A 19697-nucleotide genomic window follows, 5' to 3' on the forward strand; every position below is an offset into this window, starting at 1 on the left:
TCCATTTTAGAGATTTGTTTAAGATAAGATATAACTCATTGAGATGTGTCATAGTATTCGTCGTTAGAAAACAATTATTGTGACATTATTTCAATGAGTTATCTATTTTTGTCGTGTACAGAGGTAATTTTTATAAAATCTCAAGCAGTTACAGAGACAAAAAGATTAGGTAACGGTGAAAATACCAATCATGAAGAAACAAGTTCATCTCTGTACAATCTTGTGCATAGATTGCACAGTTATCCACACTATTTTGGATGATTCGCATTGCTTTGATGATCTAGCATGTCATCAATAAGTTTAGATCACTTTGGAAACTCTACCGAAGTACTTACTTAGATACAGAGTTGTGATGAATTTCATGCAGCGTGATATGCCGATGCGCGCCAAATTCAAAGCGATCAGGCCAGTTACACACATCTGACACCACACATTCACCACATTTAGGCTTACGCGCAATACAACAATAACGGCCATGTAAAATCAACCAGTGATGTGAGTCAATTAAAAACTCTTTAGGAATGACTTTAATTAAACGGTGTTCGACTTCTAAAACATTTTTACCCACAGCTAAACCTGTACGGTTACCTAAGCGGAAAATATGTGTATCGACCGCCATGGTTGGCTGTCCAAACGCGGTATTTAAGACCACATTGGCAGTTTTACGTCCCACGCCAGGCAAGGCTTCTAAATCGGCACGATTATCAGGCACGATGCTGCCGTGTTTTTCGATGAGAATTTTGCAGGTTTTAATGACATTTTCTGCTTTGGAATTATACAACCCGATGGTTTTAATATATTCCTTTAAACCTTCCACACCTAAGGCATAAATCGCTTCGGGCGTATTGGCAACAGGAAACAGTTTGTCGGTGGCTTTATTGACGCTGACATCGGTCGCTTGTGCAGATAAGGTCACCGCAATCAGCAATTCAAATGGATTGGAAAAATTCAGTTCAGTGGTCGGATTTGGGCGTTGTTCACGTAAGCGCTCAAAAAAAGTCTGAATTTGCTTTTTGGTCATATTTTTAGACGGCTTTTCTTTGAGCGTGGTGCTTTTGGCAGTCGTTGTTTTAACCGCTTTATTGGTCAGACGTGTCTTTCTTTCGGGCATGTTTATGCTCCTAATTCACGTAACTGTTGTTGTAAATTGGTTAGTAATAGCCGTTTTTTCTCATCGTCACGCACACTGAGTTGTTTTTCGAGTTTTTTAATTTGTGTGCGTAATTTTGCCAGTTCGATGGTGGTTTGTGCATCGGCAGTGGAAATCTGTTCATTTTTTTGCACAGGCAATTCAATCACAGGCACAGCAGCATCGGCTTGTGCAGAAAATTGAGCAAACAGTTCGGTATCAATTTCTGCACGTACCACAGGGCCTTTACGGTGCAGACGACGTTGTTCTTCACGTTGTATGTGGGCGTAGTAGCGTTGGCGTAAATCATTCTGTTCTGCCACTCGTGCGCTATCAGAAAGCAGGGGTTGTGTATCTTCTACCAAGTCAATGCAATCGACAGGGCAAGGCGGAATACACAATTCACAGCCCGTACATAAATCAGTCAAAATGCTGTGCATGAGTTTGCCTGAGCCTAAAATGGCATCGACAGGGCAGGCATTAATACATTTGGTACAACCAATGCACTCATCTTCACGAATTAGGGCTTTCATACGCTGTGGGCGTCCATCTGCCTGCACAGGCCAAACACTGGCTTCTGCGGTCAATACAGGGCGTTGCAGTAAGTTTGCTAGTGCATCTGCAACAGGTTGTCCACCGGGTACGCATTTATTGGCCGCTTCGCCTTCTGCAATCGCTTTGGCGTAGGGTAAACAGCCATCACGGTGACCACATAAGCCACATTGAGTTTGAGGGAGCTGCGCATCAATATTTTGAATCAGAGCAATTTGCGAATTCATGGACAAACCAATGCCACTTTAACAGCAGCAGAAAAACGGAAGATAAGGCTAGGGGGAAATTCTAGGTCGATGATTTTAGCACGATTTTTGCTTTTAGGCTTGTGCGCAAATTAAGAACAACAATTGCTAGCTTTTTGGGCAAAAATGCTCAAAACTATGAATTAATTTGTTACATTAACTTATGGGCTTAACACGCTAAAAAATAAGTTAAATTTATGAAAATACAAATGTTTTAAAGTTTTTTGAAAAAAACTATTGTAGATTGTTAACAAAAGATATTTAATATTTTGCGCCAAAATATATCATTGATTGAAATTTTGACCAATTTTGATCCATTTTCTGCTGAGGATTAAGCGTTGAAATACAACAGCCTTAACGAATTCCTAGATTACGTTAAAACACGTGATGCACATCAACCAGAGTTTCTACAAGCTGTAGAAGAAGTAATGACCAGCCTTTGGCCGTTCATTGAAAAGAACCCTCAATATGCAGCACATGGTTTGCTTGAGCGTTTGGTTGAGCCTGAGCGTGCAATTCAGTTCCGCGTTTCTTGGGTAGATGACCAAGGTCAAACCCACGTAAACCGTGCATTCCGTGTACAGTACAACTCAGCAATTGGTCCATTTAAAGGTGGTATGCGTTTCCACCCATCAGTGAACCTTTCAATTTTAAAATTCTTAGGTTTTGAACAAACCTTTAAAAATGCTTTGACTACATTGCCAATGGGCGGTGGTAAAGGTGGTTCAGACTTTGACCCTAAAGGTAAGTCTGAAGGCGAAATTATGCGTTTCTGCCAAGCCTTAATGATCGAGTTATATCGTCATTTAGGTTCTAACACGGATATTCCTGCGGGTGATATTGGTGTAGGCGGTCGTGAAGTGGGTTACATGGCGGGTATGATGAAGAAGCTCAGCAATGACACTTCATGTGTATTCACAGGTAAAGGCTTGTCTTTCGGTGGTTCTTTGGCGCGTCCAGAAGCTACAGGTTACGGTACTGTGTATTTCGCTGAGGAAATGCTCAAGACTCGTGGCGATTGCTTTAAAGATAAAGTCGTTGCGATTTCTGGTTCAGGCAACGTTGCACAATTTGCTGCAGACAAAGCAATGTACTTGGGTGCGAAAGTAGTTTCACTTTCTGACTCGAATGGTACTGTGTACGTGAAAGAAGGTTTCACGCCAGAATTACTTGCTGAAGTGATGGAGCTTAAAAACGTAAAACGTGGTCGTATTTCTGAATTTGCGTCTAAGCACGGTTTTGAATACCTTGAAGGTCAACGTCCTTGGGGTATTAAATGTGATATCGCGCTTCCATGTGCGACTCAAAACGAACTTGATGCGAATGATGCAGCAGCGCTTCTTGCAAACGGCGTAATCTGTGTTGCTGAAGGTGCGAACATGCCTTCTACACTTGAAGCGGTTGAGAAATTCGTTGAAGCGAAAATTCTTTATGCGCCAGGTAAAGCATCTAACGCCGGTGGTGTAGCAACTTCTGGTCTGGAAATGTCTCAAAACGCATTGCGTTTAGGCTGGACTTTCGAAGAAGTTGATGAGCGCTTACACGCAATCATGAAAGAAATTCACCGCAACTGCGTAAAATTCGGTACGAAAGAAGACGGTACCGTGAACTATGTAGACGGCGCAAACATCGCTGGCTTCGTAAAAGTTGCTGATGCAATGCTTTCTCAAGGCGTATTCTAAGTCTGACTGAGTTTAAGCTTGAAAAAAAACCGAGGTGAATGCCTCGGTTTTTTTATATTGCGATTTTATCGTTATAGAGTGCCTTTGACTGCTTCACGCTCTACGGTCATGTCGAATACATAGGCATATTTAGACTGGTCAGCTGCCGGATTTTTAATTTCATAACGTTTTACCCGAATAATCTGACGCTCATTCGATGAATGCTGAAAACCTTCGATCTGATCGTAAAATAAAGTCCAGTCTTTATCGACCTGAGTCTTTAAGCCTTTTTCATCATATTTGATTTCTTTCACCAGTAAGCAGGTTTGCTGAGCTACACCCGTACAGGCTTTAGTCTGTGACGAAACTTCCAGGAAAATGGTTTCTGCCTGACCTTGGTATTTGGTTTCCGGTGTCATTTTTCCGGTAAAGACATATTTTTGACCATCAGCTGCAGTAATACTCAGTTTTGGCTGATTGGCATCATTTAGATCCAGACTAAACGGAATATTACGCTTTTGCAGAAGCTGGCTGATAAAACGTTCCTGTTCCATTAATGGTGCATCACATGCCATCATGGTGCCCATCATGTCACCCGTACTCAGGGTATTATCTTTAACAGTCCAGCTCGTGCCAAGGCCATTACAGCCAGAAGCTACACTTAGTCTGCCTCGTTGATCAAAGCTCAGAACAATCGGGCGTTGCAGCCCACGATCAAGTTCCCAGGTATAAGCGGGCAAAATTTGTGTAGGCGTTTTTAATGTGGTGGATAGAGTAGAAATAGCTGGATCTCCTGAAGTGGCAGGAAGATGTGAAGATTGACATGCAGTTAAAGCCAAAGGGAGCAGGGCAAGCGCAAAAATACTGAATTTCATTGGTTTATATTCTATGTGCTAAAGTTTCAACGTGATTATAATCAAGAGATTAACAAAAAATATGGATACAAATCGTAGCTTTTGCTAACAAAATGTATCCAAATTAAAAAGTCAGATTTTAAATAAGCGGAGCTATCGGTTAGTCAAAACGATAAATATCCATACCGAGTGAACCCATGCTAAAGCTGCTATGTACAATGTTAAATCGATCTCCCGTACCCATTGCAAAAAACAGCGGTGCAAAGTGTTCTAGGGTTGGGTGATTACGTGCTACATGTGGCAATTGTTGCCAATCTAGTACTGCATCATAATTGCGATGACTTAAATGCTGCACCACACGATTACGGAAACTAGATGCCCATTCAGGCACAGCCGCATTGGGTGTATTCCATGATAATTCACGTAAGTTATGGGTGATACTGCCTGAGCCAATCAGTAAAATTTGCTGTTCACGTAATGGCGCTAAACTTTGCCCAATGTGATAAATCTGTTCGGCGCTCATATTCATGGGCAAAGAAATGGTAATCACTGGAATATTGGCATCGGGATACATGTGTAGTAATGGCATCCATACGCCATGATCATGCGGGCGTGTGCTGTTGGCATGGGCAGCAAAGCCCGCATCAGCCAAACGCTGCAAAATATCTTCTGCCAGTTCAGGTAAGCCAGGTGCAGGGTAGCGCAGGGCGTACAAGGCTTCAGGAAAACCACGGAAGTCATGCCATGTTTCAGGGCGAATACCTGTGTTGACCTCCAGTGCATTACTTTCCCAATGCGCCGACATCACCACAATGGCTTGCGGTGTTGGCAAATTTTCACTTAAACGGCTGAGTGCAGGCCCGACCTGTTCAGGATTGAGTGCCAACATGGGCGAACCATGTGAGATAAATAAACCGGGTAATGTCTGTAAGTTCATGCCTAGATCCCTAAAGCCTGCTGTTCTACAGCATCGCAAAAAAGTGTGTATAGCGAAATGTACTTTTGTTCAACGCTATGTTGCAGCTTTGCAACGTCGTTTGAGTTGAAGATATTTTGATAACTCAACGTACAAATTGAATAAGTTGATTTAACCTGCACGATGATAAGGATGGTTGTGGTTGATGCTCATAGCACGGTATAGCTGCTCAATCAGCATCACGCGAACTAAAGGGTGTGGCAAAGTTAGTTTGGATAATGACCAATGCCATGCTGCTGCTTTACGTACTGCTTCAGAGTGACCATCTGGTCCACCAATCGCAAGCACGACATCATTGCCTTCTAGCATCCAGCCTTTCATGGTTTCTGCAAGTTTTTCGGTGCTGAACTCTTTGCCGCCCACTTCCAAGGCAATTAACACCTCATTGTTTTTCATGGCATTTAAAATGCTATCACCTTCAATTTGGCGATATTTTAGAATATCGGCCTCAGAATCATTTTTGCCACGTTTCGCCATTGGCAGTTCGACAATTTGAGTCTGCACAAAAGGCTGAATCCGTTTGAAATAATCTTCAAAACCAGTCAGCACCCAAGCAGGCATTTTTTGTCCAATGGTCAGAATGCGAATTTTCATAGGCGAGTTCATGTAGCGATCAATCAGAATCTCGCATTATAACCATGATTCAACACAAGCGCTGTGTAACGACACAATTTGCAATTGAATTTGCCAACAGGCTGTTGCTTTAATACTCAGCAATCTTATTGGTCTTTTTTGTCTTGGAATTATCAGCATGCGCGCGTTTCAAAGTCAGCAGTTATATTCATGGATATTGGGCGCGGGTATGGGATTGATGACCACTGCTACATTTGCTGTGCCTGAGGCTCAATGGGCAGAACCAAACAATTTGCAAGTCTATATGCAGCAAGTGATTGGGCAGCAGGGTTTGGGTAATTCCGAACAGTATCGTCATTATAAAAATGTGATTGAACTGAATCGGGTTTCGGCATGGATTCGGGAACAAATGCGAGTATTTGGAATTCCGTGTCAATTTCAAAATTATGTGGTCAATCAGCAAAGCTACCGCAATGTGGTGTGCAAATTGAATATCGGTGCTGCGCAAAAAACGATTTTTGGTGCGCATTACGATGTTTATGGGCAGCAGCAGGGGGCAAATGACAACGCTTCTGGCGTGGCAGGTGTAATCGAAACAGCACGAATTTTGGCGCAGGAAAAGAATAAACTTAGTCAAAATGTAGAATTTGTATTTTATACCTTGGCAGAACCACCATTTTTTAAAACTGAGTCGATGGGCAGTTTTGTACATGCCAAATCTGTGCAGGCTGAAAAAGAAAAAATCCGTGCGGTGTATGTGCTGGATATGATTGGTTATTACGACAAAAACTTGGTGCAAAATTACCCAATCGGTTTAAAGTGGATTTACCCAAGTCATGGCAATTTTATTGCGGCATTGAGCAATATGCAGTCACGTGAAATGAGTGCAAGCTATTGCAATACGATGCAGCGTTTGAATCAATTGCAATGTGAGCGTGTGGTCGCACCGACTTTCGTCAAGGGCATGGATTTTTCAGATCATTTAAATTATTGGAAATATGATATTCCTGCCATTTTAATTACCGATACAGGCAGTTATCGCAGCACACTTCGCCATACCACAGGTGATACTTTAAAAACAGTAAATTTTGAAAAAATGGCACATGTCGTGAATGGCTTGGTTGCACAGATTTTATCACCTTGATGATTGATCGCAGCGCATAAAAAACGCAGCCCTGAATTGAAATAGGACTGCGGTTAAAAGGTCATCCACCTGGAGATATGGATGACCAGACCATGAAGCACGCTTCAATCAAAAGCGTCTGATCAATTTATCGGTCTAAATAGACCAAACAAGAAACATACAGCGCGATGTATCTTAAATTTATATATGTGGATGGTTTGCCTATTTTTCAAGGAAATTGAATTAAAAACAGACTAACCATTTTAAAAATAATTAAAAAATTATTCAATTATTTTAAATCCAGAATCTAAATACAACAAAAGAGCACCGAAGTGCTCTTTTGAGATGTTCTATGCTTAAAGCAGAGTAACTTGCTTAATGACGTGCGGCTTTGCCTGCTGCTACTGGCTTCACAATCGGTGCCTTGGTTAAAGGCTTAGGCATACTGGTCAGTGCCAAAGGCAAGATTTCATCAATGCTTTTCACAGCCTTGATTTCCAAACCTTCTTTGACATTGTCTGGAATTTCAGACAAGTCACGCACGTTTTCCTGTGGGATAAATACCAGTTTGATACCACCACGATGTGCCGCAAGAAGTTTCTCTTTCAAGCCACCAATGCGCATTGCACGACCACGTAAGCTGGTTTCGCCTGTCATGGCAATATCAGGACGAATTGGAATATCTGTAAATGCAGATACCAATGCCGTAGTCAATGCCAAACCTGCAGATGGACCATCTTTAGGTGTTGCACCTTCTGGCAAGTGTACGTGTACATCGGTTTCGGCAAATACATTGGCTTCAATGCCTAAACTGTCGGCACGGGTACGCACAACGGTCATCGCGGCTTTGATTGACTCTTGCATCACATCACCCAATGAACCTGTGGTGATGAAATTACCTTTGCCTTTCATGGTTGCCACTTCAATGGTGAGTAATTCACCACCCACTGAAGTCCAAGCCAAGCCATTTACACGACCCACTTCGGCTTCTTCTTCTGCCATACCATAGTCAAATTTGTGTGGACCAAGGTAGTCAGGCAGGTTTTGTGAAGTCACATCTACCTGTAGGTTTTTGGCTTTTTTGCTGACTGCTTCTTTCACCACCTTACGGGCAATTTTTGACACTTCACGTTCCAGACTACGCACACCTGCTTCACGTGTATAGCGCTGCACAATGTCACGAATCGCTTCTTCATGAACCGTCAACTCTTTAGCACGCAAGCCATTATTTTTGATGGCTTTAGGGACAAGATAGCGTTCTGCAATATTCACTTTTTCATCTTCGGTATAACCCGGTAGACGAATTACTTCCATACGATCTAACAGAGCTTCTGGAATATTCATGCTGTTGGCAGTACAAATGAACATCACTTCAGACAAGTCTAAGTCTAGATCTAAATAGTGATCATTAAACTTGTTGTTTTGTGATGGATCAAGTACTTCTAACAAAGCAGATGCAGGGTCGCCACGGTAATCCTGTGCCATTTTGTCAATTTCATCGAGCAAGAACAGTGGGTTCTTCACACCAACTTTAGTCAATGACTGCACAATTTTACCCGGCATCGCACCAATATAGGTACGGCGGTGACCGCGAATTTCCGCTTCATCACGTACGCCGCCTAGCGCCATGCGCACGAACTCACGTCCAGTGGCTTTTGCAACCGATTCACCCAGTGAGGTTTTACCTACACCCGGAGGACCGACTAAGCACAGAATTGGACCTTTGAGTTTTTTCACGCGCGACTGCACAGCAAGGTATTCCACAATACGGTCTTTGACTTCATCTAAACCGTAATGGTCGGCATCTAAAATTTCTTGTGCTTTCGCCAAGTTAATGCTGACTTTGCTGGCTTTGTTCCATGGCGTATCTAAAATTACTTCCAGATAGTTACGTACCACAGCCGCTTCGCTAGATGCAGGTTGCATGGCTTTTAGCTTACGGAACTCAGCTTCTGCTTTTTTGCGGACATGTTCTGGCAAGTCTGCTTCGGCCAGACGTTTTTCAATTTCAGCGACATCATCTTCCGCACCGCCGTTCATATCGGACAGTTCGCGTTGAATGACTTTCATCTTCTCATTCAAGAAGTATTCACGCTGATTTTTTTCCATCTGGCGTTTAACAGAGTCATGCAAGGTTTGCTCAATCTGCTGTTCTTCAGACTGTTGCAATAAATAAGTCATTAACTCGGTCAAGTGAGCTTCAAACTCATCGTGCTCAAGGAATTTTTGTTTGACATCAATATTCAATGGCACACGGGTTGCAACAAAGAACAACAACTGCAATAAATCTTCAATTTTATTGGCAGCAGCAATCAGTTCACGTGCATTGCGTAATTTTGCTTCTGCATATTGCGCAAATAAGGCACGTAATTCTTGCAAACGTGTTGCTTGGGTATTTTCATCCATCGCAACAGTCATTGGGCTCAAGCTGTGTTCTGCAGTCAAATACGCGTCTTCATCAATAATTTTTTCGAGTTTGGCGCGGTATAAGCCTTCAATCAGCACTTTGATACAGTTTTCATCATTTTCGTGATTCACAACTTGCACAATCTTCGCGACAGTACCGTATTGATATAAATTGTCGTGATCAATTTCTTCTGTAAGCGAATCTTTTTGCGCAACTACAAATACTAGATTGTCACTGTTACGAGCCACATCAACTGCATTGATCGATTTTTCACGACCTACAAATAGCGCGATTTGCATGTGTGGATAAACCACCACATCACGTAGCGCTAAAAGCGGTAATACACTTGGAACCTGAGGCTCTAAGGTTTCTTGATTCATAATAATTTCAGACATGGGCACTCCTAATGAGTGACAACGGTGTTGCCATGTTTTTAATAGTGATGGGTATTTTTTAAAATACAAGGGCAGGTCAACACAAATTGTTTAAAAAGTAGCTAAATATGTGATTTTAAATTGATCTATTCAGTCAAAATGATCAATTTAGCGTTTCAAGGTGCGTTTAAACTGTAAAAAATGTTGTGGAGTTAGTAAGGCATCTACAGGTTGATCCCAATTTTCACGTGGCAAGCGTGTATGAATTAGCTGAAAATCATGTGCAATCCCTAAGCGATAAGGATGCTGCGGGGCAGAGGCTAAAGTGCGGTCATAATAACCACCGCCCATTCCAATGCGGGTGCCATGCGTATCGCAAGCCAATAAGGGCATCAAGACTAAATCTAAATGGGAGATGTGTTTTCCGCGACTTGTTCTTGGTTCTTGCATCCCCAAACGATGATGGGCAAAGCGACGCTGACGATATTGTTGTGGGGTGATTTGTACCCACACCAAGTGTTGATTCATATTGCAAATCATGGGCAAATACACTTGTTTGCTATGCGCGAAGCAATATTCAATGATGCGGTGTGTATGAATTTCACCAAAAGCATGTAAATACATACCCACTTTTTTTGCGTACTGAAATTTTGACAGTCGTATTAGCCGCTGCAAAACAGCTTGCTGTGCGTGTTGCTGTTGGGTGCGCGTGACCGCTCTGCGCTGTTGTCGAAGCTGTTTACGCAAGGTTTTAAGTTCCAACAACTGCATCTCGGCACATCCTTATATTCTTGAGTTTAAATGCTTGAATGGGTATGGGATTACTGTCATTTCATCGACAAAAACAAGCTTTTATCATACTTGGCATTTTAACAGGATGTGATGCTGTATTTCTGTTTATCTGAAACTTGACCTGCTATCGGATAGTCTAGCTCGAACCCTAGACGCAAAATTACAAAAACTCTTATGCTATTGCCCAATCAATGCCACGCCAACAATCTTCAAGATCGCTTCAAGATGGATTAGGCAGGCTTCAGTTAAAAACAACAAATATGTAAAAACACAAGCCAAAACAAAAACAACACTTTCATTTTGCTGTTCAGGGAGAACAAGAACATGAATTATTCCAACAAGGTGTTTAAACATCTACTTCAAGGCGTGCTGGCTTTAGGAAGTTGTGTCAGCGCACAAAGTTATGCAGATTCGACCTATTTACCGCAGCCCCCGAATACCCAACAAGTCTTTTTTGTCGGCAATAACTGGGATGGCACAGTGACGGTGATTCACCCTTCACAAGACTTTGGCAAAGTGGGTGTGGTCAATATGATTCCTGACCGCAAAGAGCGTTTATTAGAAATTCATTTAAATCCAGTGAAATTGATTGCCTACACTTACATTCAACAAACTGCAGGTGAGGGCAATGACCAGTTGGTGGATGATATGTATTCCACGCCAGATGGACAGTCGATTGTGGCTTCACGTCCAAGTTTTGCCGATGTGGTATCCATCAACATTAAAACGGGCAAAATTAATTGGCGTACGCCAGTCGAAGGTTTCCGCGCAGACCACATGGCGGTTTCACCAGATGGACAACGTGTTGCTGTGTCGGCATCGTCAGGTAATGTGGTGCATGTTTTAGATATTCATACAGGTAAAGAATTGGGGCGTTTTGCAACAGGGGATAAGCCGCACGAAAATATTTACTTTGCAGGTGGAACGAAAATCTTAAACTCTGCGATTGGTAACGTAGAAACTTCGATGGATGCACAGTGGCAAGATTTTACCAAAGGTAAGCGCTTTATTACCATTGCCGATGCCAACAATTATAAAGTTCTGAAAAAAATTGATTTCCGACCTGCGTTAGATGCCTTTGGACGTAAAGATTTATCCAACTCAGTGCGTCCTATGGTGCTAAGTAAAGATGAAAGCAAACTTTATGCGCAGGTTTCATTTTTTAATGGTTTGGTGGAATACGACTTAAAAACCGATAAAGTCACGCGTATTGGACAATTACCGGGCAGCAGTACAATTCCAAAAGACCGCAGCAAATGGGTAAATGATTCACGTCATCATGGTTTATCCATCAGCGCAGATGGCGAAAAACTCTGTGTGGCAGGCACGATGGATGATTACGCGACCATTGTAGACCGTCAGAGTTTAAAAGCAGGCAAACTGATTCCTGCAGGTAAACCATATTGGGCAACCCGTAGCCCAGATGGAAAAAGCTGTGTGATTTCAGAAAGTGAAACCGATGTGGTAACGGTGATTGACTTTGCTACGGGAGAAAAAGTCCGCAGTGTGCCAGTGGGGAATCACCCACAGCGAGTGCGTTTGGGTTATGCACCAAGCGATTGGTCGACGCCGTAATTTTTAAGCCGATCATAACAGGCAAAGCATGCTAAGGCGCTCAAGACGATATTTGAATTGAGCGCATTTTAGGATGGTTTGCTTATGGAGCATGCACATGAATGGGACTCGATGGCTCGGTATTGGCTTTTTTGTTTTGGCGGTCGCGGTGTTGTTTACCGTGGTGTATGTGTTTCAACCACCGAATAAGACTGTTTCGGAAACAGTGTGGGTGAAACCGAACACGGCTTCCACAGAGATAGAAACAACGCAAAGTCTATATTCAGATGAATCTGAAAATGTACTGGAAACAAACGCTATGCTAGAGCGTGCTGCGGTATCTGCAGTTGAAATGCAGCAATTAATCCAGCAACGTGATCAGTTGTATTTAGGCTTTAAGCAAATTAGTACAGGTTTAAGCCAAGGGCAAAAGCCTGATTTAAACCGTGTACAAAGTATGTTGCTACAGCAGGAACAATTGGTACAAGCAGGCGTATTAAGAGCAGAAGATGCAATGAACTATAGCCAGTTTTTAAAGCAAATTTTACCTGAAATTGCAGGGCAAATTGATTTGCATATTTCGCGTTTAAAGCGCCTGAACGTGGTGACAGGTTAAGCCACAGTAAGGTGTGAGTTGCTGTTATAAATACACGATGACGCCATTGTTGCAGTCAATAATGGCGTTATTTTTTTGTCTAAAAAATTCTTTTAATCCACATGTTTTTAAGCCGAATAGCGGCCACTTGAGCTGAATTTATCCATGATTCCTTTGATCAAGCGTTCAATTCATCTTAGAAGAAAGCACACGTATTTTACTGTATTAGACGAAAGTTGTATAAGGCTGTGCCGAATAAATTTGGTTTTTCCTTCCTTTTAAAAACTACAGAAAAAACAAAGTTTAAATTTTTCTTCACCGTATTTTTTATGCTGCGAACAAAGATCATCTTTATTTAAATTGGTATGACCATTTAAATAAATAACCAGACCAATGTTGACATTTATTTGTATAAAACTATTATTTGTTGCAAATATTAAGAGTATTTTGATTTTTATCTTAATATTGGTCAGACCAAAATTAGAATTTTATCTATATGCTTAGACCTATGTTTACGTTTGAGTGAGCATTTCAAGGAGATGACAATGCTTCAACATTGGCAACAGATCTACGATCCAATGGCAAATATTTGGATTTCGAGTCTTATTGCATTAATCCCGATTATCTTTTTCTTTCTGGCATTGGCTGTATTTCGCTTAAAAGGAAGTGTTGCGGGAACAATTACGGTTATTTTGGCGTTATTGGTGTCGTTATTTGCCTATGGCATGCCTGCACCAATGGCTTTTGCTTCATTGATCTATGGCTTTTTCTACGGTTTATGGCCAATCGCATGGATTATTATAGGCGCATTATTTTTATATAAAATCTCTGTAAAAACAGGGCAATTTAACATTATTCGCTCATCTATTCTGTCGATTACAGAAGATCAGCGTCTCCAGATGCTACTGGTGGGCTTCGCATTTGGCACATTTTTAGAAGGTGCAGCGGGCTTTGGGGCGCCAGTGGCAATTACTGCAGCTTTGTTGGTAGGTTTAGGCTTTAAACCTTTATACGCTGCGGGTTTATGTTTGATTGTGAACACCGCACCTGTTGCGTTTGGCGCAATGGGGATTCCAATTATTGTGGCGGGTCAGGTTTCGGGTGTAGAAACTATGGAAATTAGCCAGATGGTTGGACGTCAGTTGCCATTTATGGTGCCTATTGTACTGTTCTGGATTATGGCAATTATGGATGGCTGGCGCGGTGTTAAGGAAACTTGGCCTGCAGTGTTGGTGGGTGGTGGTGCTTTTGCGATTGCACAATACTTGACCTCTAACTTTGTAGGGCCTGAGTTACCCGATATTACCGCTGCAATTGCCTCTTTGATTAGTTTAACGGTCTTATTTAAATTCTGGCAGCCAAAACACATTTTCCGTTTTAGCGATGCAGACACAAAAGTGGATGCCAACTTGGTTGCAGAACAACAGCGAAAATACAGCATGGGGCAGATTGTTAAAGCATGGTCACCTTTTGCAGTGTTAACGGTGATGGTCACCATTTGGAGTATTAAACCGTTTAAAGATTTATTTGCCAAAGATGGGGCAATGCATGACTGGGTAATTTCCATCAAAGTGCCATTTTTACATCAATTGGTGCAAAAAATGCCGCCTGTGGTTGCTGAAGTTAAAGACTACGATGCAATCTTTAAGTTCGATTGGCTGAGTGCAACAGGGACTGCAATTATGATTGCGGCTGTCATCACCATCATTTACTTAAAAATGAAACCACGTGAAGCGGTTAAAACTTTTGCAGAAACCATCAACGAGCTAAAAACACCAATTTATTCGATTGGGATGGTGTTAGCTTTTGCTTTTATTGCCAATTATTCAGGCATGTCTGCGACTTTGGCACTGGCTTTGTCACACACAGGCAATGCTTTCACATTCTTCTCGCCATTTTTAGGTTGGATTGGAGTGTTCTTGACAGGTTCAGATACATCAGCCAATGCCTTATTTGCTGCCTTGCAAGCCACAACTGCACAGCAAATTGGTGTACCAGAAGTCTTGTTGGTTGCTGCCAATACCAGTGGTGGAGTAACAGGCAAAATGATTTCACCACAATCGATTGCAATTGCCTGTGCGGCAGTGGGTTTAGTCGGAAAAGAATCGGATTTATTCCGCTTTACCGTGAAACATAGTATCACGTTCACCGTTATGATCGGTATTATTATCACTCTACAAGCTTATGTATTCCCATGGATGATTCCATAATCACATGCACAAGAGGATAGCCGCATGAAAGTCTCCGACAAAGTTGTACAAGACCTGCGCACACTGGTTGAAAAAAATCAGATGCAAGTCGGAGACCGATTGCCTGCCGAAAGAAAGTTATGTGAACAACTCGGGGTTTCCCGTTCCTCTTTGCGTGAAGCCATTCAGCAATTGACCAGTCAGGGCATGCTGGTCAGCAAAGTTGGAGCGGGTACTTTTTTGCAACAGCTACCCACCAATTGGTCGCAATATCAAATTGTGCAGCCTTTAAGTAACCTGATTGATGAAGACCCTGCTTATCGTTTTGATGTGCAGGAAGCTCGAATGGTGCTTGAAGGTGGTACGGCATGGTATGCCGCACAGCGGGCAACTGCTGAGGATTTGAAAAACATCCGTGCCTGTTATGAGCAAATCGCCCACTTTCAAATTTTAGGTGATGACGATCAGGCAGCAATTGCCGATGCCAAGTTTCATTTGGCAATTGCCGAAGCATCGCACAATTTGGTGCTCATTCAAATGATGCGTGGCTTATTTGATTTGTTGCAATACAACGTAGTTTTGGGCAGACGCAAAGTCTATACCGAAGCCCACCGTTTCGATCAGTTGCACGATCAACACTTTCAAGTGATGGATGCAATTGAACGCCAGGATCCAGAAGCTGCCCGTTCGGCAGTGTGTGGACATATTGAATTTGTAGTTCAACAAGTACGCATGATAGACGAGGAAGATGCGCGTCGTCAGCGTGCGAGTCGATTAAACAGGATAGCGCCATGATTATTTCTTCTGCGAATGATTACCGCGAAGCAGCGAAACGCCGTTTACCGCCATTTTTATTTCACTATATTGATGGAGGTGCGTACGCGGAACAAACGCTGAAAAGAAATGTGGAAGACCTTTCACAGATTGCCTTGCGCCAACGTGTTTTGAATGACATGTCGGCTTTGAGTTTAGAAACCACCTTATTTAATGAAACCTTGTCAATGCCTGTGGCTTTGGCACCTGTGGGTTTAACGGGCATGTATGCGCGCCGTGGTGAAGTGCAGGCTGCAGTTGCAGCTGACAAAAAAGGCATTCCGTTTACTTTATCTACCGTGTCGGTATGCCCAATTGAAGAAGTGGTGCCTGCCATTTCACGGCCAATGTGGTTTCAATTATATGTATTGCGTGACCGTGGTTTTATGCGTAATGCTTTGGAACGTGCTAAAGCAGCAGGCTGTTCAACTTTGGTCTTTACAGTAGATATGCCTGTGCCTGGCGCACGTTATCGGGATGCACATTCGGGCATGAGTGGTCCAAATGCTGCTATGCGCCGCTATATGCAGGCAGTGATGCATCCAAACTGGGCATGGGATGTTGGCTTACTAGGTCGTCCGCATGACTTGGGCAATATCTCTAAATACTTAGGCAAACCAACAGGACTTGAAGATTATATTGGCTGGTTAGGCAATAACTTTGACCCATCTATTTCATGGAAAGACTTGGAGTGGATTCGTGAATTCTGGGATGGCCCAATGGTCATTAAAGGCATTTTAGACCCAGAAGATGCTAAGGATGCTGTTCGTTTTGGGGCTGATGGAATTGTGGTGTCCAATCACGGTGGTCGTCAGTTAGATGGTGTGCTCTCGACTGCACGTGCTTTACCGCCAATAGCCGATGCAGTAAAAGGAGATCTAAAAATTCTAGTGGATTCAGGTATTCGTAATGGCCTAGATGTGGTGCGCATGTTGGCGATGGGTGCGGATACTTGTATGCTCGGACGTGCCTTTATTTATGCACTAGGTGCAGCAGGTGGGGCGGGTGTGAGTAATTTACTCGAATTGATTGATAAAGAAATGCGAGTCGCAATGACCTTAACGGGTGCTAAAAACATTCAAGCGATTAACTCAGATTGCTTGGTACAACTTGAGCGTGAACTGAAAGGCTAAATTGCCAACAGGAGCGATCAATCCATCAACCGATGCATTTGGCTGAATCGCTTAATTGTATTTTTCACCTTGTTTCAGGACTTGTACACTATGCCACAGACAATTTCTTCTGCAACACAATTTGATGCTGCAGCAACCCTCAAAAACTTGGTCGATATTGTGGGAAAAGCGCATGTATTGACCCATGAATCAGATACTCGTTTATATCGTCAAGGGCGACGTTTTGGCGAAGGACAGGTTTTTGCGGTGGTCACGCCAGGTTCTTTATTGCAGCAGTGGCAAGTGTTACAAGTGGCTGTGGCAGCAGATTGCATTATTATTATGCAAGCCGCCAATACTGGACTCACGGGTGGTTCTACCCCTTTTGGTGATGACTATGATCGTCCTGTAATTTTGATCAACACCCAACGTTTAAAAGGTATTCAGCTCATCAACGATGCCAAGCAAGTGATTTGCTTGCCTGGTGCAACATTGGATGCTTTGGAACAGCAATTGGCGCCGCATCAGCGTGAGCCACACTCAGTCATTGGTTCATCTTGTATTGGCGCTTCAGTGTTGGGCGGGGTATGTAATAATTCAGGTGGTGCATTGGTCAGACGTGGTCCTGCCTATACTGAGTTGGCCTTATATGCACAAGTCGATGCACTGGGCGAGTTGCAACTCATCAATCATTTGGGGGTAAATTTAGGGAACTCGCCAGAAGAAATTTTAACCAAACTTGAGCAACAACAATATCGCCCTGAAGATATTGAATATTCGGAACATTGTTGTGCTTCAGATCAGCGTTACGTGCATGATGTTGCCCAAGTCGATGCCGATACGCCTGCACGGTTTAATGCCGACCCGAGCCGTTTGTTTGAAGCTTCGGGTTCGGCAGGTAAAGTCTGTGTGTTTGCAGTGCGTTTGGATACGTTTGAGAAAATTCCGAGTCAGGTGTTTTATATCGGCAGCAATCAGCAGGATGATTTAACCGCGATTCGCCGTTTTTTATTACGTGATTTGCCGCGTGTACCGATTGCTGGCGAGTATATTCATCGAGATGCCTATGACATTGGTGCAGAATATGGCAAAGACAGTTTCTTGTTTATTGAGAAATTTGGCACCAGTAAAGTACCTGCAGCTTTTGCCATGAAAGACAAAGTTGATGGATTTCTAACCCGTTGGGGCATGCGTGGATTGTCGGATAAAGTTTTGCAAATGTTCACGAAACTACTGCCAAATCATTTACCAGAACGCATGAACCAATTTCGTGATTTGTATGAACATCATTTAATTTTGCGCATTGAGCAGCAAGATGTTGCGGCAGTACAGCAGTTTTTAATGGATTATTTTATCACGCGCAATTCTGGCAGTTTTTTTCTATGTAATGAAGATGAAGGCCGCAAGGCTTTTCTGCATCGCTTTGCAGTGGCAGGTGCTGCAATTCGTTATCGTGATACACATCGAAATGAAGTGGAAGACATTGTTGCTTTAGATATTGCGTTAAGACGTAATGATCAGCAATGGGTTGAAACCTTGCCCGAAGAGTTGGAGCAGGCGATTATACATAAGTTGTATTATGGTCATTTTTTATGTCATGTCTTTCATCAGGACTATATTATTAAAAAAGGCGTAGACCCGTTGGCGATGGAACATCAAATGTGGTCATTGCTTGATGCACGTGGGGCAGAGTATCCTGCAGAGCATAATGTTGGGCATTTATATGTGGCGAAGCCTGCCTTAAAGCAGCATTATCAAAAATTGGATCCGACCAATTGTTTTAATGTGGGCATTGGGCATAGCTCTAAATTAAAAGCTTGGCGTTAAATAAGGATGAAAACTGAGCAGTGAAACTGATTCTAAGGAAAGATGGATATGTTTAAGTTAGATAGCAAACTGCTACAGATTTTTTACTATGTATATAAATTAAAAAATGTGTCTGCAGCAGCAGATGCATTGGGCATGAGTCAGCCTGCGGTTAGTAACTGTTTAAATAAAATTCGTCAGCATTTTAATGACCCATTATTTTTAAGGGTTGGCAATGAAATGTTGCCTACAGAGTTGGCGAAACAGATTTTTTCACCGATTAGTGAAATTATTAATAAAATTGAAACGGTCAATAATTTTAAAGTCGATTTTGATCCGACACATTCCGATCAATTATTTACCTTGGCAATGACCGATGTTTCGCATTTGGTTTTATTGCCAAAACTGACCAAGTTTTTAAAAAAATATGCACCTTCAGTGCGGATTAAAATTCGTCCTATTACCCGTGAAACCAGTTATCAAATGGCAAATGGTGAAATTGATTTTGCGATTGGTTTTTTACCTGAGTTAGAGCAGGGTTTTTATCAGCAGCAATTATTTTTACAATATTATGTGGTGATTAGTCGTAAAGATCATCCACGTATTTGTGAAAAAAGTTTAGATGTTGAAGCTTATATTCGTGAATCGCATGTCGATGTAGATACCAGTATAGGTCACTACCATATTGAAAATGAATTAAGCAATCGTGGTTTAAGACGTAATATTCTAATGAGTATCCCAAGTTATTTAGGGGTCGGTTTAATTGTGCAAGAAACCGATATGATTGCGACAGTGCCTTATTATTTAAGTGAGGTGTTAAGTTGACAAAAATAACTAATCATGCGAAAAAGTTTTTTTAGTTAACAGATGTTCACACATGCCTCGAATTGTTTCTGTACCACTTAGTTTAGAACAGCGAGAACGACTCATTTTTCTGGCCAA

Annotated in this window: 15 protein-coding genes and 2 pseudogenes; 10 read left to right on the top strand and 7 right to left on the bottom strand. The window is 42.3% G+C overall.

Features of this window, described 5'->3' with window-relative positions:
* Nucleotides 1–331 precede the first annotated feature (331 nt).
* Together nth and FTT70_RS12740 are read right to left on the bottom strand one after the other, a co-directional pair.
* The gene (nth, locus tag FTT70_RS12735) at nucleotides 332–1111 is read right to left on the bottom strand and encodes an endonuclease III (RefSeq protein WP_004970714.1); all 780 of its coding nucleotides are present in this window, start codon (nucleotides 1109–1111) and stop codon (nucleotides 332–334) included.
* Nucleotides 1112–1113: 2 nt separating this feature from the next.
* A complete protein-coding gene (locus FTT70_RS12740) occupies nucleotides 1114–1908 on the bottom strand; it encodes an RnfABCDGE type electron transport complex subunit B (protein ID WP_096901483.1) in 795 nt (264 codons plus the stop codon).
* A 356-nt stretch (nucleotides 1909–2264) separates the two neighbouring features.
* Between FTT70_RS12740 and gdhA the strand changes: the two genes are divergently transcribed.
* Nucleotides 2265–3608: an NADP-specific glutamate dehydrogenase gene (gdhA, locus tag FTT70_RS12745; protein WP_004970711.1), complete on the top strand. Its 1344-nt coding sequence runs from the start codon at nucleotides 2265–2267 to the stop codon at nucleotides 3606–3608.
* A 71-nt stretch (nucleotides 3609–3679) separates the two neighbouring features.
* Here gdhA and FTT70_RS12750 read toward each other — a convergent pair whose 3' ends face one another.
* The 3 genes from FTT70_RS12750 to rlmH form a co-directional block, all read right to left on the bottom strand.
* On the bottom strand, nucleotides 3680–4462 hold the full coding sequence (locus FTT70_RS12750) for an META and DUF4377 domain-containing protein (RefSeq protein ID WP_096901484.1): 783 nt from the start codon (nucleotides 4460–4462) through the stop codon (nucleotides 3680–3682).
* Between the two features lie 139 nt (nucleotides 4463–4601).
* On the bottom strand, nucleotides 4602–5378 hold the full coding sequence (locus FTT70_RS12755) for a dioxygenase (RefSeq protein ID WP_096901485.1): 777 nt from the start codon (nucleotides 5376–5378) through the stop codon (nucleotides 4602–4604).
* Between the two features lie 150 nt (nucleotides 5379–5528).
* Nucleotides 5529–6011, bottom strand: coding sequence for a 23S rRNA (pseudouridine(1915)-N(3))-methyltransferase RlmH (gene rlmH, locus FTT70_RS12760; protein ID WP_096901486.1), 483 nt, complete (start codon nucleotides 6009–6011; stop codon nucleotides 5529–5531).
* A gap of 157 nt (nucleotides 6012–6168) precedes the next feature.
* On the opposite strand from rlmH, the gene FTT70_RS12765 reads away from it, so the two are divergent.
* The gene (locus FTT70_RS12765) at nucleotides 6169–7134 is read left to right on the top strand and encodes a M28 family peptidase (RefSeq protein WP_373685757.1); all 966 of its coding nucleotides are present in this window, start codon (nucleotides 6169–6171) and stop codon (nucleotides 7132–7134) included.
* Between the two features lie 354 nt (nucleotides 7135–7488).
* Here the strand turns inward: FTT70_RS12765 and lon are convergent, their stop codons facing one another.
* Both lon and FTT70_RS12775 read right to left on the bottom strand, forming a co-directional pair.
* Complete coding sequence (lon, locus tag FTT70_RS12770; RefSeq protein ID WP_131260796.1) at nucleotides 7489–9915, bottom strand: endopeptidase La; 2427 nt, start codon at nucleotides 9913–9915, stop codon at nucleotides 7489–7491.
* A 147-nt stretch (nucleotides 9916–10062) separates the two neighbouring features.
* Nucleotides 10063–10659: a 5-formyltetrahydrofolate cyclo-ligase gene (locus tag FTT70_RS12775; protein ID WP_180168688.1), complete on the bottom strand. Its 597-nt coding sequence runs from the start codon at nucleotides 10657–10659 to the stop codon at nucleotides 10063–10065.
* Nucleotides 10660–11010: 351 nt separating this feature from the next.
* Here FTT70_RS12775 and FTT70_RS12780 point away from each other — a divergent pair, with 351 nt between their 5' ends.
* From FTT70_RS12780 to FTT70_RS13750, 8 genes and pseudogenes are all read left to right on the top strand, one after another.
* The gene (locus FTT70_RS12780; RefSeq protein WP_096902747.1) at nucleotides 11011–12261 is read left to right on the top strand and encodes a YncE family protein; all 1251 of its coding nucleotides are present in this window, start codon (nucleotides 11011–11013) and stop codon (nucleotides 12259–12261) included.
* A gap of 97 nt (nucleotides 12262–12358) precedes the next feature.
* Nucleotides 12359–12856 carry a hypothetical protein gene (locus tag FTT70_RS12785; protein WP_004970693.1) on the top strand — a complete coding sequence of 166 codons (498 nt, stop codon included), beginning with the start codon at nucleotides 12359–12361 and terminating at the stop codon, nucleotides 12854–12856.
* Nucleotides 12857–13374: 518 nt separating this feature from the next.
* The gene (lldP, locus tag FTT70_RS12790; protein WP_180072515.1) at nucleotides 13375–15045 is read left to right on the top strand and encodes an L-lactate permease; all 1671 of its coding nucleotides are present in this window, start codon (nucleotides 13375–13377) and stop codon (nucleotides 15043–15045) included.
* 24 nt (nucleotides 15046–15069) lie between these two features.
* Nucleotides 15070–15819, top strand: a complete 750-nt coding sequence (lldR, locus tag FTT70_RS12795) for a transcriptional regulator LldR (protein WP_004970689.1) — start codon at nucleotides 15070–15072, stop codon at nucleotides 15817–15819.
* Nucleotides 15816–16970: an FMN-dependent L-lactate dehydrogenase LldD gene (lldD, locus tag FTT70_RS12800; RefSeq protein ID WP_016659249.1), complete on the top strand. Its 1155-nt coding sequence runs from the start codon at nucleotides 15816–15818 to the stop codon at nucleotides 16968–16970. The genes lldR and lldD overlap by 4 nt, the downstream gene beginning before the upstream one ends.
* Before the next feature lie 90 nt (nucleotides 16971–17060).
* Complete coding sequence (gene dld, locus FTT70_RS12805; RefSeq protein WP_035311162.1) at nucleotides 17061–18776, top strand: D-lactate dehydrogenase; 1716 nt, start codon at nucleotides 17061–17063, stop codon at nucleotides 18774–18776.
* A gap of 48 nt (nucleotides 18777–18824) precedes the next feature.
* Nucleotides 18825–19574: pseudogene (locus tag FTT70_RS12810) on the top strand (LysR substrate-binding domain-containing protein); the annotation flags it as partial.
* Nucleotides 19575–19632: 58 nt separating this feature from the next.
* Nucleotides 19633–19697, top strand: a pseudogene (locus FTT70_RS13750) (helix-turn-helix domain-containing protein); the annotation flags it as partial.

This window comes from Acinetobacter sp. YH01003, from assembly GCF_013420525.1.
Taxonomy (GTDB): domain Bacteria; phylum Pseudomonadota; class Gammaproteobacteria; order Pseudomonadales; family Moraxellaceae; genus Acinetobacter; species Acinetobacter towneri.

Coding starts and splice junctions, on each gene's coding strand:
- FTT70_RS12755 (WP_096901485.1), bottom strand. CDS start 5,378: ATGAACTTACAGACATTACCCGGTTTATTTATCTCACATGGTTCGCCC.
- FTT70_RS12750 (WP_096901484.1), bottom strand. CDS start 4,462: ATGAAATTCAGTATTTTTGCGCTTGCCCTGCTCCCTTTGGCTTTAACT.
- nth (WP_004970714.1), bottom strand. CDS start 1,111: ATGCCCGAAAGAAAGACACGTCTGACCAATAAAGCGGTTAAAACAACG.
- lon (WP_131260796.1), bottom strand. CDS start 9,915: ATGTCTGAAATTATTATGAATCAAGAAACCTTAGAGCCTCAGGTTCCA.
- lldP (WP_180072515.1), top strand. CDS start 13,375: ATGACAATGCTTCAACATTGGCAACAGATCTACGATCCAATGGCAAAT.
- lldR (WP_004970689.1), top strand. CDS start 15,070: ATGAAAGTCTCCGACAAAGTTGTACAAGACCTGCGCACACTGGTTGAA.
- FTT70_RS12765 (WP_373685757.1), top strand. CDS start 6,169: ATGCGCGCGTTTCAAAGTCAGCAGTTATATTCATGGATATTGGGCGCG.
- rlmH (WP_096901486.1), bottom strand. CDS start 6,011: ATGAAAATTCGCATTCTGACCATTGGACAAAAAATGCCTGCTTGGGTG.
- lldD (WP_016659249.1), top strand. CDS start 15,816: ATGATTATTTCTTCTGCGAATGATTACCGCGAAGCAGCGAAACGCCGT.
- FTT70_RS12740 (WP_096901483.1), bottom strand. CDS start 1,908: ATGAATTCGCAAATTGCTCTGATTCAAAATATTGATGCGCAGCTCCCT.
- FTT70_RS12785 (WP_004970693.1), top strand. CDS start 12,359: ATGAATGGGACTCGATGGCTCGGTATTGGCTTTTTTGTTTTGGCGGTC.
- FTT70_RS12780 (WP_096902747.1), top strand. CDS start 11,011: ATGAATTATTCCAACAAGGTGTTTAAACATCTACTTCAAGGCGTGCTG.
- dld (WP_035311162.1), top strand. CDS start 17,061: ATGCCACAGACAATTTCTTCTGCAACACAATTTGATGCTGCAGCAACC.